This window comes from Flavobacterium sp. GNP010 (assembly GCF_056428945.1).
The window spans coordinates 69714-83541 of the sequence record NZ_JBWJVK010000007.1; the positions used below are offsets into that span (position 1 = coordinate 69714).

The 13828-nt window shown below is 37.0% G+C and carries 23 protein-coding genes and 1 tRNA gene; 16 read left to right on the forward strand and 8 right to left on the reverse strand.

Annotated features, from left to right (window positions below; genetic code table 11):
- From AC061C_RS04260 to AC061C_RS04320, 13 genes are all read left to right on the forward strand, one after another.
- Entirely contained in the window at window positions 1-192 is a 192-nt protein-coding gene (locus tag AC061C_RS04260) for a hypothetical protein (RefSeq protein WP_458566455.1), read from the forward strand.
- A gap of 17 nt (window positions 193-209) precedes the next feature.
- Window positions 210-326: transfer RNA gene (locus AC061C_RS04265), tRNA-OTHER, on the forward strand.
- Window positions 327-347: 21 nt separating this feature from the next.
- Complete coding sequence (locus AC061C_RS04270) at window positions 348-644, forward strand: hypothetical protein (protein ID WP_478290171.1); 297 nt, start codon at window positions 348-350, stop codon at window positions 642-644.
- Window positions 619-990, forward strand: coding sequence for a hypothetical protein (locus AC061C_RS04275; RefSeq protein WP_478290172.1), 372 nt, complete (start codon window positions 619-621; stop codon window positions 988-990). Before AC061C_RS04270 ends, AC061C_RS04275 begins: the two co-directional genes overlap by 26 nt.
- Before the next feature lie 146 nt (window positions 991-1136).
- Window positions 1137-1340: a hypothetical protein gene (locus tag AC061C_RS04280; RefSeq protein WP_478290173.1), complete on the forward strand. Its 204-nt coding sequence runs from the start codon at window positions 1137-1139 to the stop codon at window positions 1338-1340.
- Window position 1341: 1 nt separating this feature from the next.
- Entirely contained in the window at window positions 1342-1575 is a 234-nt protein-coding gene (locus AC061C_RS04285; RefSeq protein ID WP_478290174.1) for a hypothetical protein, read from the forward strand.
- Entirely contained in the window at window positions 1572-1904 is a 333-nt protein-coding gene (locus AC061C_RS04290) for a hypothetical protein (protein ID WP_478290175.1), read from the forward strand. The genes AC061C_RS04285 and AC061C_RS04290 overlap by 4 nt, the downstream gene beginning before the upstream one ends.
- A gap of 136 nt (window positions 1905-2040) precedes the next feature.
- The gene (locus tag AC061C_RS04295; RefSeq protein ID WP_478290176.1) at window positions 2041-2358 is read left to right on the forward strand and encodes a DUF4406 domain-containing protein; all 318 of its coding nucleotides are present in this window, start codon (window positions 2041-2043) and stop codon (window positions 2356-2358) included.
- Window positions 2358-2879 carry an LvrA C-terminal domain-related protein gene (locus AC061C_RS04300; protein WP_478290177.1) on the forward strand — a complete coding sequence of 174 codons (522 nt, stop codon included), beginning with the start codon at window positions 2358-2360 and terminating at the stop codon, window positions 2877-2879. The genes AC061C_RS04295 and AC061C_RS04300 overlap by 1 nt, the downstream gene beginning before the upstream one ends.
- 90 nt (window positions 2880-2969) lie before the next feature.
- Window positions 2970-3254 (forward strand): hypothetical protein, encoded by a 285-nt coding sequence (locus AC061C_RS04305; RefSeq protein ID WP_478290178.1) that lies wholly within the window; start codon window positions 2970-2972, stop codon window positions 3252-3254.
- Complete coding sequence (locus AC061C_RS04310) at window positions 3251-3742, forward strand: hypothetical protein (protein WP_478290179.1); 492 nt, start codon at window positions 3251-3253, stop codon at window positions 3740-3742. Before AC061C_RS04305 ends, AC061C_RS04310 begins: the two co-directional genes overlap by 4 nt.
- Before the next feature lie 220 nt (window positions 3743-3962).
- Window positions 3963-4544, forward strand: a complete 582-nt coding sequence (locus AC061C_RS04315) for a hypothetical protein (RefSeq protein ID WP_478290180.1) — start codon at window positions 3963-3965, stop codon at window positions 4542-4544.
- Window positions 4545-4748: 204 nt separating this feature from the next.
- Window positions 4749-4961 carry a hypothetical protein gene (locus tag AC061C_RS04320; RefSeq protein WP_478290181.1) on the forward strand — a complete coding sequence of 71 codons (213 nt, stop codon included), beginning with the start codon at window positions 4749-4751 and terminating at the stop codon, window positions 4959-4961.
- Here the strand turns inward: AC061C_RS04320 and AC061C_RS04325 are convergent.
- Both AC061C_RS04325 and AC061C_RS04330 read right to left on the reverse strand, forming a co-directional pair.
- Window positions 4947-5441, reverse strand: a complete 495-nt coding sequence (locus AC061C_RS04325; RefSeq protein ID WP_478290182.1) for a hypothetical protein — start codon at window positions 5439-5441, stop codon at window positions 4947-4949. The two genes, AC061C_RS04320 and AC061C_RS04325, sit on opposite strands and share 15 nt — an antisense overlap.
- Before the next feature lie 2 nt (window positions 5442-5443).
- Complete coding sequence (locus AC061C_RS04330) at window positions 5444-6004, reverse strand: hypothetical protein (RefSeq protein ID WP_478290183.1); 561 nt, start codon at window positions 6002-6004, stop codon at window positions 5444-5446.
- 61 nt (window positions 6005-6065) lie between these two features.
- On the opposite strand from AC061C_RS04330, the gene AC061C_RS04335 reads away from it, so the two are divergent.
- Entirely contained in the window at window positions 6066-6266 is a 201-nt protein-coding gene (locus tag AC061C_RS04335) for a hypothetical protein (RefSeq protein ID WP_478290184.1), read from the forward strand.
- Here the strand turns inward: AC061C_RS04335 and AC061C_RS04340 are convergent.
- From AC061C_RS04340 to AC061C_RS04365, 6 genes are read right to left on the reverse strand one after another with little or no spacing between them, the layout of a single operon-like run.
- Window positions 6255-7712 carry a phage minor head protein gene (locus tag AC061C_RS04340; RefSeq protein WP_478290185.1) on the reverse strand — a complete coding sequence of 486 codons (1458 nt, stop codon included), beginning with the start codon at window positions 7710-7712 and terminating at the stop codon, window positions 6255-6257. The two genes, AC061C_RS04335 and AC061C_RS04340, sit on opposite strands and share 12 nt — an antisense overlap.
- Before the next feature lie 47 nt (window positions 7713-7759).
- Window positions 7760-9085 carry a phage portal protein family protein gene (locus tag AC061C_RS04345; protein WP_478290186.1) on the reverse strand — a complete coding sequence of 442 codons (1326 nt, stop codon included), beginning with the start codon at window positions 9083-9085 and terminating at the stop codon, window positions 7760-7762.
- Window positions 9086-9088: 3 nt separating this feature from the next.
- Window positions 9089-9559, reverse strand: a complete 471-nt coding sequence (locus tag AC061C_RS04350) for a hypothetical protein (RefSeq protein WP_478290187.1) — start codon at window positions 9557-9559, stop codon at window positions 9089-9091.
- Window position 9560: 1 nt separating this feature from the next.
- Window positions 9561-9728 carry a hypothetical protein gene (locus tag AC061C_RS04355; protein ID WP_478290188.1) on the reverse strand — a complete coding sequence of 56 codons (168 nt, stop codon included), beginning with the start codon at window positions 9726-9728 and terminating at the stop codon, window positions 9561-9563.
- Window positions 9728-11260, reverse strand: coding sequence for a hypothetical protein (locus AC061C_RS04360; protein ID WP_478290189.1), 1533 nt, complete (start codon window positions 11258-11260; stop codon window positions 9728-9730). Before AC061C_RS04360 ends, AC061C_RS04355 begins: the two co-directional genes overlap by 1 nt.
- Window positions 11253-11696: a terminase gpP N-terminus-related DNA-binding protein gene (locus AC061C_RS04365; RefSeq protein WP_478290190.1), complete on the reverse strand. Its 444-nt coding sequence runs from the start codon at window positions 11694-11696 to the stop codon at window positions 11253-11255. The genes AC061C_RS04360 and AC061C_RS04365 overlap by 8 nt, the downstream gene beginning before the upstream one ends.
- Before the next feature lie 143 nt (window positions 11697-11839).
- On the opposite strand from AC061C_RS04365, the gene AC061C_RS04370 reads away from it, so the two are divergent.
- Both AC061C_RS04370 and AC061C_RS04375 read left to right on the forward strand, forming a co-directional pair.
- A complete protein-coding gene (locus tag AC061C_RS04370; RefSeq protein ID WP_478290191.1) occupies window positions 11840-12826 on the forward strand; it encodes a hypothetical protein in 987 nt (328 codons plus the stop codon).
- A 9-nt stretch (window positions 12827-12835) separates the two neighbouring features.
- A complete protein-coding gene (locus AC061C_RS04375) occupies window positions 12836-13798 on the forward strand; it encodes a phage capsid protein (RefSeq protein WP_478290192.1) in 963 nt (320 codons plus the stop codon).
- The last annotated feature ends 30 nt before the right edge of the window (window positions 13799-13828 follow it).

The window sequence follows — 13828 nt, forward strand, 5'->3', positions numbered from 1 at the left end:
ATGAGTAAAAATTCAACATCATCAGGAGGAATAGGATTCGCAGGACTATTAACAATAGTGTTCATCACTTTAAAATTAACAAAATACATTGACTGGAGTTGGTGGTGGGTTTTATCTCCAATTTTAATACCGGGCATAGTTGTTATAGCGGTATTAATAGTCCTTGGGACATTATTTATACTAAAAAAATAGGTTAGGTTAATTCGGTTTCCCGAGTGGCGAAATGGTAAATGCGTCCTTTTTGTAGGACTGACTTAGGCAAGGTTCGATTCCTTACTGGCGATTGGAAAGACTAAGCAATGCGGGTTCGATTCCCGCCTCGGGAGCAAATTTAAAAAAACAATAAAATGAACCCATCACACTACTATTTAGAGGCTAATAACGCTCTACAAACCAAGAACAAGCTACAGGCAGAGTTCGCAAGATATCTACAATCGATCAGCTCAAAATTGATTGATGCCGAAAAACTTCCAGAACTAAAAAAAGAAATCTTAGAGAAACAAATTGAGCTCAACACAAAATACCCTCGTTGCACACCGCTTAATATTTCATTTTATAATCCAGGTGGAAATCACAAGCTCATTATTTCAGGGTTTTATGGAGTTACATTTTCCATCAATGACGCCTATTATGACAACAACTAAATCACCATATCTATTCGAGGGACAAGGTTCCGCAATAGATGACTACAACGCTCCAAAAAGGCAATTGCAAACCATTGTGCAAGGCGGCAGAACCCACAGTAAAGGCAACTGGGGTTTATTTAATAATAATGATCAACAGCATAAATATGTGAGATCACTATGTATGCAGGCTCAATGGACGGTACCTTCTGAAAAATGGGGTGAAGTTCCAGATATAAATAGACTGAGCGAGTTTTTAAAAAGTAATAAATCACCAATTAATAAGCCATTAAAAGACATGGAACCGGAAGAGGTTTCGAAAATTATTGAAGCATTAAAAGGAATCGTAAAATCAAAATACAAGTAAGATGGAAGAAATAATAAATGATCTACACTGGCTAATGTTTCACTGTTTTATTGTTGGTTTTTCAATTTGTTTGTTTTTATGGATTAACTGGCCATCTAATAAAAATAAAAAACGAAAATCAAAGTACCCAAAATGCGATTGCTCCGATGTTAACCAGTGCTCAAAATATTGTCACGCCAAGTATTGTTTTTCAAAAGACTTTACAGATGGAAAAATATAGCATCACGGTAGTTTGTCCCCACGACATCGCCGAAACAAGAGTAATAGAAAGTGTCGCCACCTGTGAAAAAACGGTACTAGTTTGTACCGAGTGTGGCGAAGAATTAGAAAAACCTAAAACAGAATGTTAAGATGACAGCAGAACAAATGAATAAATTCATCGATAAATTCATAAACATATATGATGATGAAGGAAATGAGATAAATCCAATTCCCGAAGATAAAAAAGTAACAGTTTACTGTGAAGGGACTAATTTGGGAGATAGAGGTTTTATTGAAAACTCTTTAAAATCTAAGCTAGGCTTTGAAGCTTTGATTGCGAAAAGTTGGATTCTTCACAAAGATTTAAAACAATTAGTTAAATGAAAATAAAACTAAAACTCTCCGAAAAACAGATCAATGCACTGGTCTATAGTTTTGGCGTAATGACCAAAACACCAACCAAGGACAGAGCCGTAAAGGTAGCACGATCGGTAATAGACAAAGTGGCACTGAAATTCAAGAAAAAACAATTAGACGTACAGCAAAGCGGTAATCTTTTTACACGAGACAAAAAGCATTGTTTCACGCTCGAAATTGTCGAAGCGCATTACTTAGAGCAATTCACAATTATTGTGAGTGAGCATCCCTTAAATGATTATGACCGCAACGTTTTGCGGTACATAGGAAATAATCTTAACCAACAATTAGCCTAATGTATCTTAACCAAAAAAAGAAACGGCCATCAAAACCTACTGAAACCGATTTCGAGCGCACTCAACGCGAACATCAGCAAGCCTTACAACTAGCACACCAATTTAAAGATATCAAACCCACTAAATACTTACTCAAATGAGCAAAAAGAAAATATACATCGCTGGCAAAGTGACAGGAGAAGCACAAGAAGCGTGCACAGAGAAATTTGCAATCGTTCAAAAAGAAATTGAAAATTTAGGCTTTGAAGTTATAAACCCGTTAAATGTCGTTGGTAATTGGGATACTCCTTGGCCTTCTGCAATGAGGAAATGCATAAAGGCGTTGGTCGACTGTGATGCAGTTTATTTACTTCCCTGCCATCTTCATAGTACGGGGGCAATGATTGAATTTAACCTTGCTTTTCGTTTGAATATCCCATTCTATTATATGATAGATCATTTAAAAGATTGCTAATGGAGCAGCTAACCACATACCGCGCACAAGGCAAAGAAATAGGCTTGGTTTTTCTATTTAAATACGATTTAAACGGCAATTTAAAGCTGTTTGAAATATGTGATGGAGAATTAAACCCTGATCAAATTAAATGGTTGTTTTCAAAGTTCCCAGCTAATGAAAGCGCAATGACAAATATTTGGATGAAGGATGAAAAATATACTAAAGTATTCCTAGTGTCAGTTTCACCCGCTGATTTATCCTTTGATGCTCTCTGGAACTTGTACGACTACAAAGTAAGCCGCCAAGATGCCGAAAAGCAATTTAAGAAACTTAAACCTTCCGAAGTAATAAAGTGCTTTACTGAGATTCCCTTTTATCTTGATCACTTAAAGAAAAACCCGGGCATTGGTAAATTACACCTCGCTACTTACATCAACAAAAAAAGATATGAAGACGAACGCCCTCAAATAGCAATGAAAGTGGGCAAGGTTTTTAATCCAATGTTAAAAGATTTAGCTAGCAAAAAAACAAGTAAGTAAACGATTATAACTGTCAAGCTAGCCGCCGTTTTTTCAATGGCGACTAGCGCAAGTTATAATCGATAAAATAACATCTTAAAAACAACAAAAATGGCAAAACAATTTACAAAGGTTACTAAAACCTACTCGACAAAAAACAAACTGCAGCTGCTAATTTTAAATGAGTTGAATACGGTTGACTGTATTCTCTTCAGTACTAAAAGTGAAGCAACCGATTATATCGTACAATTGTACAAAAACGCCTTACTAAAGTATAAAGGTAATGCAGCGGTACCACAATTAAAAAGGCACGAATCAACGAATCAAAGCATGTCGTTTTATGTTGATGATGTGATCAGTATTTCAATGTATAACGTAGAAATCGATTTATCATGATACTACCATTTAGCACAAAATTAAACGGAAAGCCTACTTATTTTGTAGAGAAGATTCATAAAGGATTCAGATTAATGGAGCTAATCATGAAAGCGGCAATTGACCCTAGCATCCATTACCCACCAAATTATAATTATGTTGCAAAGGATAAATTGCCCGCTAAACTCCACACCATCCGAGAGGACAAAAACGAAAGATGGAAACCAGGAACAAAAATTGATTTCTTTATAAATTGCCGCCAAAAAAATATGTTTCGGTTTGCTCCGGTTCTGCCAGTGGTGAGCGTTCAAAAAATTGAGATTGTTTACGATAAAGTATTTGGGAAATCCCTTTACCCGGAAATACTAATTGACAATGTAAAGTTACACCCAATGAAATTAGACGAACTAGCCCATAACGATGGTTTCGATACAATTGAAGATTTTTTTGCTTACTTCAATAAAGATTTTACTGGTAAGTTGATTCACTGGACGGATTTAAAATATTAGAAAGATGAGCATAAAATCAATAAATCAACAATTAAAAAACAGTATTATGAAGTAAAATAGCAAACCCTAAAACGACAGTATTAAATATGCTATCTGGGGAGATAATCGTTTATAAGCGACTAGTGAACAATAGTAGCTAGTTGCTTTTTTATTGCTTAAAAACCTTTGTACGTAAGATGTAACTTTCTTACTTTTGATTATTAATAAAAAACAGAAAAAAATGGAAAAAATTGACATGGAAAAACGAATAGCAACAAACAAAAAAATATTTAAGGTATTTGGGATTTTATTTGCATCATTAATTATGATTGTAATACTTGCTGAAAGTTTTGGAAGTAGTACTGTTTCAGACGATATTGTAGAAACAAAAGCATTATCGGAAATAAGTACAGCCAAAGGAATAATAGGAATGTCACCAGTTGATGTTTACCTTGATTTAGAAAAAAAAGGATATGCAATAGATAAACAATACATCCCAAACGAAGGAACAATGTATAACTGCGACAAAAAAGAATTTGCTATCACCTATAATGTGAGAATGTTTAAAAACGAAAATGACTTGGTCGAAGAAGTTAGAATAGCGGCTTCAATAACGGGTCAAGACAATAAAAGCATTGTGGCCGTAAAACCGTTTTTAAAGTACATAAGTACCGTATCCTATGAAGGTAGTGACACAAGCAAAATAACACAATGGATTGAGGAAAATTTCAATAAAGAGAGTGCTTCAATAGTAATAGGAAAAGCTAAATTTACTCTAAGTGGAAATAAGTTTTCAAAAGTCGTCCAGATAGAACCAGCATAAATAAAAAAAACCCGACTAGATCCAGTCGGGTTTTTTTATGCTTTAAAATATTATATTTGCCTACCCTTTGGGAGCATCATTTTTAATGTCAGGGAAAGTTAACGAGGTTTAACGTGAACCGCTTGAGTTAAGCTATGCCAAAGGGTTTTTTTATACCTGAAAACTCGTGTTGCACAGAACCAAAATGTGATTTAATTTTGTTTCATGGCGTATAATAAGAAAAATTATAACAAACGTGCTCAATTTATTATTGAGGTGTACAAAAACGCCAAACACGATGACGTACCTGATACTAAAATAGTACGTACTGTTTTTCCTAAATTCAATATTTATCTATCGTATCGCCAATGGATGAATATTAAAGGAACTCCAATTCCTAGTGAGGTACAAAACCAGTTGTCACTATTCGGTTTTTAAATTTAGTTTGTATCCTGGTGTGTTGTCACCTAAGCTGTAATCCTCAAACGAGCTTGTGAATATCAATTCTCTTACTCGTAAACCTACATCGTTTCGGTTTAATCCTTTGGCACTTTTACGTACCAATAATTCACAATAATCACTCTCCCAACTGGCTATTGCCATATACAACTTTTGTTCCAGCTCCAAGTATTCTAAACCTAACTTTCTCACCTCAAGAGGTGCTAAATTGTATGTTTGGCTATAGGTATCCATAACCAGAATAACAGACAATACAGGTAGCGCCATTTGGTTTTTGCCTTGTAAGTTAGAAAATTCGGTTTCAGGAAAGTCCAAAAGCACGGCGGGAAACGACATCATTTTTCGTGGATCATCAGAACCAAGTTGTCCTAAATCTTGTTCAATATAAGTTACCTCTGGAACCTCAATCTCTATGTGAGCTTGTAAGTCTAAAAATAAGCTAGCAAATGGTGAGTTCATAATTATTGCATGATTTGTTTAATATCTCGAGCTATTTGTCTCTCAATGGCATTGTTCAGCACGGGGCTGTCACTTGGATTTGTTGGCATGAACTGGCGTTTTGGTATATTCATTTTACGTTGGTGCGCTCTTACTTGACTACTACCTGATTTGTAGGTCACAGTTTGCATACGCTCTTTGCCTGTTTTGGTAAACTTTCCAGTACCTTTTTTTGCTTTGCTGTACTTGTTCCTGCTGTGCGCTTTTACGGTTACAATTCCATTAAAACCCTCGTTGTGTGCTTTGGCGTAAGGCATACTATTTTTTAATGTAGTTTGTCCTGGTTGCGTGGTGTAATAGTTGGCAGCACGCAATGCTCCTGTTTTAACTAAAGTGCTACCTCTCGGTTTTCGGCTTTTTTTCCAACGATCAAAACTTTGTCCCTGAAATCCCTGAGCTCTAAAATTACCATTGATAAAGCGCAAAGCAATGTTTCCAGCTACCGATGGATAACGGTTATTGGCATAATTTTGTATCTCTTTAGCCTTGGTATTGAGTGCCTTTGGAAATTCCTCTGGGGTCATTTTTGTATTATTTTACATTTAATTAATTGTAATTCAAGTAACATTTAGTAATTTTGTATTTATGTCTAAAGAAGAATTAAATACTAAGATGCATTCGGAGTTTATTGTTTCCGAAGAAAATAATGTAAAGCACAAGTGTTTTGCAGCATTAAGAGATATGTCAAAATTTAACTATTCAATCGATAAAGCCTCGAAAACATACAATGTTTCCATCTCACAAATTGAATCTTACACTTCTGAATTCAATAAATTAGTAGCCTAAGTAGTCTTCAAATATTCTTGTTTGTACTTTGTCCTTCAAGTTTAATTCACCTTTCCATTGCGTTTTAAGCAAGAGTTTTTTTTCGTATTCAGAGGATGATATCCTGTGCATGTCGAATGAATTACCGTTTTTCTTGAAATCTTCGTAAGACTCTTCAAAATGTTGAAGATTTGAATCTGTTAGTGTCCCTAATTCTTTTAACCTTTTTGCTTTGTTATAGACATCGTTTATGTCCTGCATATTATAAGCCGAAAACCCATATCTTCCCCATGTATAACCTCCAACATCAAGATTTGCGTGAACCGTAATTTTGTCAAGATTAGAGTTTTTATACTGTTTGTGTAGGTTTTTAAAAACCTCCTTGGAAATTCCTCCTCCTTGGAAATCCTTATTTATTTCAAAATAACTATGGTATACAGTTTTCACACCATCTTTTACAAAAAGTTTTCTTTGTAATGTAAAGCCTTTTTTGGTGTCGATATATTCAAACCAAATATTTTTATCATCTGTAAGTATTGTCTTTTTGTCAAAATTTAAATTAAATTTTTTAGAGAGATTTGTCATGTCTTTATCTAACTCAATAAAATTAAATCCTTTAAAGTTTTTATTAAATCTTTCAATTCCGTCTTTATCAATATCAAGCTTGAATTTTCTCTCTTCCAATTGTTTTAAGGTTTTATCATTAAGCTCAAATGGTGTTGGTTGCTCAATTTTTGAAGCTTTTTTATTTGTAGCCTTAAAATAAGGATGTTTGTCTGTAAACACCTTACCTGTCAATGCGGCATTGTTGTCAAAAATAGTTCCCTTAACCAACGGATCAACTACTTTGTTTGCCCAAACGCTGTCATACTCCCTACTCACATTTTTAGCTACACCAGGAATAACAGTACAACGACAACCCCAATCTAAAGGCGTGTATAATCGCTTCCAGATCGGATCAGTTTTTAAGGCGGTAAACTTGTCAAATAGTTTATGACTAGCACGCACATGAGAATCGCCAACGGTGGTAAACTCTAAATATTGAGCGTCCATAGTTTCCCATTTATGGGCCATTATTGCCGTTTGCACCACGTATTGATGCTCAGCACGTAAATAATTGTTGTTGAAAACTTCGCCTGTGTCTGCAACTGCTTTTTTGACCGTTGCAAAGCTTTGTATTTGCCCTTTTTTATTGAAAACGGCATCCTTAAACAATTGAAATTGCGTTAAGGTTTTGGCATAGCTAAATTGTTCAATGTTTTGCTTGAACTTGCTTTGCAATGCTTTCCTGCTGTCCTCATCATCAAACGAGGTTCCTCCAAGGCCTTTGTTTAATGCTGCCATTAATTGTGCAGCGGTTTTGTTGTAAAGCGCGTCAGAACTTAAGTCTTCACCATTTAGTAACTGCCGTGCAATATCAGTATATATGGCATCCCATTCGTCAGCGTTATCGGCTAAGTCAGGCAATGCAGCACAATTACAAGTGTCGCTATATAAATTGTTTAATTGCCCAACTAGTGTTGGGCTTGGTCGAAAAAATCGGCTAAGTTCTTAAAGAACCAGTCGGCTAAGTTTTGTTTTTTGGTTTCGGTCAATTGTCCTTTTTTGGGCTTTTGTCCTGGTGCCGTTTTTGTTGTTTCGGCTTCCTGTGGTTCTGGGGTTGCTAGTTGCCTTTGCTCTTCCATTTTTGCCTTGAGTTCATCGTAATTGTCGGGCTTTGGTACTCCATAAGTATTGTACCAGTAATCATCAGCAATTGGCACTTTCGAACTTACAAAAGTGTCAATCTCCATGCGAAGTTTCAACTTTATTAAGTTGAGATCAAGTTCAAACTCAAATTTACCATCAATATCAAAACCGTATGATTTTAAAATCTGCTTGAACTTCTTAGAATTCAAAAGGTTTTCTACAAATATTAAATCTGAAATCGTGAGCTCATCCTGTTGCTCTCCGTGTTCTTTTGATTGTGCATACCCACTGGAACTGCTAGAGGTGGTTGTTTCTGTATTACCCAGAATAGCAATAGACATCTCTTGATTACAAGCATCTTTTAATCCTATTTGAAGTTTCCCGTCGCCGTTAGAGGTTTTACCGTCAAGCATTTCAAATTCTGCTTGTTTAGGTATCATCAGCGCTAGTGAGGAACCGCTATCAGTTAGCAGGGTTTTTAGTTCCTGCTTGGTTTTGGTATCATAAGCGTCATACTTCATGATACGCACCGGTTGCCCAAAAATCTCTACGTATTGAGCATAATCTCCAAAGGTGCCACGCTTGTAAATAGCGTACATCGAACACGCTAAAAGCAGTCCTAAATCTGTTTTTTTACCTACTACCCAAACAAAAGGCATGTCTTCGTATTCAAAACCATTTTCAGCAGAAAGGCCGTATTGTGATTTGGTAATAATGCCTTTTTCGGGCTTGATGTGTTTTCTTGGAACTTCGTTAAAGCTTAACTCATCTCCGATAATAAACTCAACTCCTGAAGTTCCCCAAAGTTTAGATTCCATTAACAAGGTAATCAAATCACGTCCTTTTTGGCCGTTAATTAAGTCCGTTAAATCGTCATCCTGTTTACTGTCTTTTTTGGTGAACTTGATTTTTTTATTGAGTACAGCATCGATACGCTTTGCAATGATCCCACGCAAAAAACCATCCATTGAAAGGATGTCGTGGTACAAGTCATAAAGTAACACACGATTAGGGAAATATACGCTTTCGGCACTAACTACACTTTCTTTGAGTTTGCCTATATCTTTACTACTTCGGTCAGGAGCTACGATTGTTAAGTCGTGAACTATGAACGCTTCTGAATTCTCTCCTTTTTCAATATTTACTCCCATAATCTAAAATCTTTGTGTGCGTTTTTGGTTAGAACCCCAGAAAACGCCATCATTTTGTGCGCTTTCGTCTTCGGGTGTTGTTGGGTCATCGGCTTTGTATGGCCAACTAGGGTTGATGTTCCCCTCTTTGATGTCATACAGCCAACCAGGACCTTCTTTGTCACCTATCATTAATTGCCAGTCTTCACGAAAAAGCTCAAGGTTAACATTGGGGTTTGATTTGCGAACCAACCAGTAAGAAGCAATAACTTTGATAGTCTTTTTTAGGTTCTCATCAGCAACAGTAGGAGCAACAACCGGATTAACAGTATCGTCGCCAAAAAGTGCTTTTAAATCGTATTTAAACAGATAGGATTTGCAAAAATCCTGAGCCGCTTTAATCTGTGTGATTGTTTCGTTTGGATCGTTTCGGGTAATGGCCTGAATGATCTCAGGGTATAGCTCGGTATTTAATTCGGATGGTTGTACTAACATGTTACTGCTGTTTTATAATTCGTTGTAAAACGCTAAGTCGGTTCTTTGGCTTAATCAAATTGTTAATCATTTCACAAATGGTGGTATGCTCCACATAAATTGGAAATCCTAAGACATCAACCCCTATTTGATAACTTGTTGTCTGTGGTTTGGTGTTATTCTGTGCCATTACATTCTGTGTTTATTAGCGGTGCGTTTGAAACTTTCTATTGCGCCTGTGCTTTGAGTTACAACTTTATTTTCAATGACCACAACGCCACCCTCTACTGCATCGGGACCATCTATTTTTTTAGACTTCATTGTGAAGCTTGTAAACTGAGAGGCTAAACGTTTCATGTGAGGATTGCTTTCTTCAGCTTTGTTAAAGATCAGTTGGCCCAATCTGTTTTTAGGTTCTAGCGTTCCCTCAACCCTTACGTGTTTGTCAGGCTTTTTTCTTTCGTCTGGGGTAATTGGCAACGCTATGTTTTTTTCTTCGCCATTTTTAAAAATCAAAGGCAAAAGAACTTGTTCGTAAAACGGATCTTGTAGGCTGTTGTTTTCAATGTAAATATTTACAGGGTCAACGCCCGCTTTTTTTAAATAGTCAAAAGCTTCAAACATATAATCTACAAAAACCGCGTTAGTCATTTGATTGATCCAAACTTTATAGATTCCATATTTCAAACCTTTTCTTCCCACAATAACCACAACTTTACCGGATGAGTTGGTTTTGTCTTTATTACTTGGTGCAGGGTCGGCATAGGCTACTACAAAATCACAATGGCGAAGTTGTGGCAATTGTTCCCATAATAATTCTTTAAAAATGTCGCCGTCGTCCTCGGGATTATTGAAGTATTCTTTTTCTCCACTTGCGGCCGAAATTAGACTAAGTACACGGTCAATGGCCTCTTCAGTATTTTTGTTTGGCCAAGTACTCTTGCCCTCTTTGTCGCGAATGTTAACGATATCCCATTTATCGGCTTTAGCACCCATCTCAGAAATACAGCAATATTTTGCAATGATGTTACCACAAGCAATGATCAATAAACCGCTTGAGATAGAACGAGTAGGTATTAATGCTTGTTCAATCCACTTAACAATTTCTTTTACACGGTCTTCATTTCTACAAATTTCGTCTGTATCTATATCATCAATTAAGATGGTATCGGGACGGCTAGCATCGTTTCGGGTTCCACGGGGTGACTGCCCCGCTCCAATGGCTCTAAAGGAAACGCCTTTACGAGTTTTGAACTCGCTAGACTCCCAAGAACCAACTCTTTTTTGGATTCCATAGTCGGCAATAATTCTATTGTTTCGTTCTAGGATTCCTTTATAAGGTAAAAGCAACCTTTCGGCATTATCAGCTGAATTTGAGATCAAAAGAATGTTTTTCTTTTTGCCTATCATTGCCAGATAAAGTACCTCCATCATGGTGCGCCCTGACTTGGAGAGTTCTCGCGCCCATGAGCGTACTTCGTACCATTCGTCATTAGCTAATACACGTTTGGTTGCTTTTATATGAAAATCAGCGGGTTCGCTGGTATAGTAATTTGGAAAGTAGTATTTGAACCACTCTTCGGGGTTTTTCTCCAGGTGCGTGATGCGCCTTAGTTTTGCACCGTGGCTTTCGGTTAAGTCAATAGGTGTGGCATTGTCCATGTTTTCACAGAACTCTCTCCACACATCTAAATACTCCTTATTGCTTACTTTTTTAGCCATTCTTTAATTTTGAGTTGATAAACTCATCAATATAATTTTTGAATTTTTTAGCGTCAGTCAGATCAATAGACTGGATGAATGTCAATAGTTTTCGGGACACCTCTACATATTCGCCTAAACCTATTTCAGTCTCTAGTCTCTGAATGTTTGAGGTAATTTTACTCATGACATCCGCCTCTTTAGAATCGGGTACTGGTAAATTTCTTTGCGCAATGTTCTCATTCATTGCCTCGAGCTGGTTGTACCAGTGTACTAATTGATTCTCTTTAGTAGTCAGTAAACTTTTTCGAAGTTTCGCCCAATTATCTAGTTCAGCCCATTTACCAATAGTCTTCTCGGTGACACCAGTGCGCTCAGCAATCTCCTTAAAGGTGATGCGCTCATTTACATATAATATTCGAGCGTACTCCCGCTCTTGTGCTTTGGAAATTCCCATTTTACTACTTGATTACAGGGCAAAATTGACTAAAAACGACCCCGTTTTAAAATAACCCTGCAAGGTTTGCACACTTATTTTCAAGCCTTTGGAAACATTCGCAAGTTTGTACTCACTTTAAGAAATAACCAAAATGACATGTAGTGAGTAGTACGTTTAAAAAGATTGACAAAGAGTTTTGTTTAACAGATAACAGTGTGAATGTATACGGTTATCGGTTGCTAACGGCAGGACTGGACTTGGCTCAATACAAAAAAAATCCTATTGGTTTTTTAATGCACGATCGTGAAGGCGGTGTATTAGTAAAATGGGAAGATTTGCGTATTGAAGGTGATAAATTATTTGGAAAGCCTGTTGTTAATTTATCACACCCAAAAGGGGAAGATATTGCGGCACAAGTAGAAAACGGATTTATCAATGCAGCATCAATGGGTAAGATCATTGTGCTTGAAGCATCGGACGATAAAGATTTGATGTTGCCCGGACAAACAGGACCTACAGTTACGAAGTGGTTTCCTCGTGAAATATCATTTGTTGATATTCCGGGCAATCACAATGCACTAGCAAACCTCTACGACATTAATGATAACGAGCTAAATCTAGCTGATTTTGTAAAACCTAAACCTAAAGAAATGAGTAAAATTCTTTTAACAGCCGCTTTGCTTACGGCTCTAAACCTAAGCGACAAGTCCTCTGATGACGAAACTACAAAAGCGATTCAGGACTTAGTAGATACGGCTGGTAAAGTACCAGGACTGGAAAAAGATTTAGCCGATCAAAAAACGGCTTTGACTGTTAAAGAGACAGAGTTGAAAGACTTGAAAGCTGAAGCGGTAAAAAAAGAAGTTCAGGACTTGCTAGACAAAGGAAAAGCAGACAAGAAACTGACCGCGGAATTAGCTACTGAGTTAGCAGACAGTTTTGCAGGAAACCCAGCAGGATTAAAAAAAGTAATTGATGTTATGCCAGCGCAAACATTAGTTACAAGTCAGTTGGGTGACAAAGACGCTACTGCTTTTACGGGCAAAAAATGGGACGATCTATACTCATCTAATGAGTTGGAAGCCGTGAGAACTCAATTCCCTGACCTGTACGAACAATTGAGAAAAGAAAAATTTCCTAACGCTTAATTTACAATTATGGCAAATCCTAAAATACCGCAAGAGTTTTGGAGCTCTTACATCGTCGAGAAATTAAGACGAACAAATCCACACATCATGTTGTGTTTCGATGAGTCGAAATATGTACAAGGTGGTTCTATTGTGTACTTGCCACAAGCAGGCGCAAAACCAAGTGTCGTAAAAAATAGAGCTTTTGGTGCTGCAACGGCAGTACAACGTGGTGACACGGCAGTAATGTATGCACTTGATGTGTTTACAACTGATCCTACAGCAGTTACTACATCGGAAGCGATGGAAATCAGCTACGAGAAAACAGATTCAGTACTTGCAGATCACACTGACACTTTAGCTGAGGCTATTGGTGATGAGTTGACTTACAACTGGATCAGAGGTGTGAAGCCAGCCGTTAATGGTGGTACTACTGTTGAGTTTTTACCAGCAGGTAGAAGAATTGCAACTTTAGGAGCGGCTATCGCTGTAAACGCTGAAGACGGACAAACTGGATCTAGAAAAGCAACTACTTACAAAGAAGTTCAAGCAATGCAGGCAAAGTTCAACAAGGACAATGTGCCTAGAGACAACCGCTATGCCATGATGGAAAGTTTTATGTATCAAGAATTCCTTGATTCATTATCAGCAAATCAAATGGCAGCGTTTCAAGAATCAGCGGATTTGACAAACGGTGTTGTTGGAAAATTTGCAGGATTCACATTCTTAGAAAGAAGTTCAGTTTTAGCTATTCAAGCTGACGGAAATTTTAGACTACCGGGTGAAGCTCTTGGAGCAACGGACAACTTGGCTAGTTTCTTCTGGCAAAAAAATAGTGTTACTAAAGCACTTGGAGACACTAAGCTTTTCCAAGATATGGACAACCCATTGTATTATGGTGACATCCATTCAGGATTGGTGAAAATGGGAGGTCGTTGCCGTCGTGAAGATTGGAAAGGCGTTGGAGTTATTGTTCAAGCTGCAACCGCTTAATTATAAAAGTACGAGAATATAAATGTATTA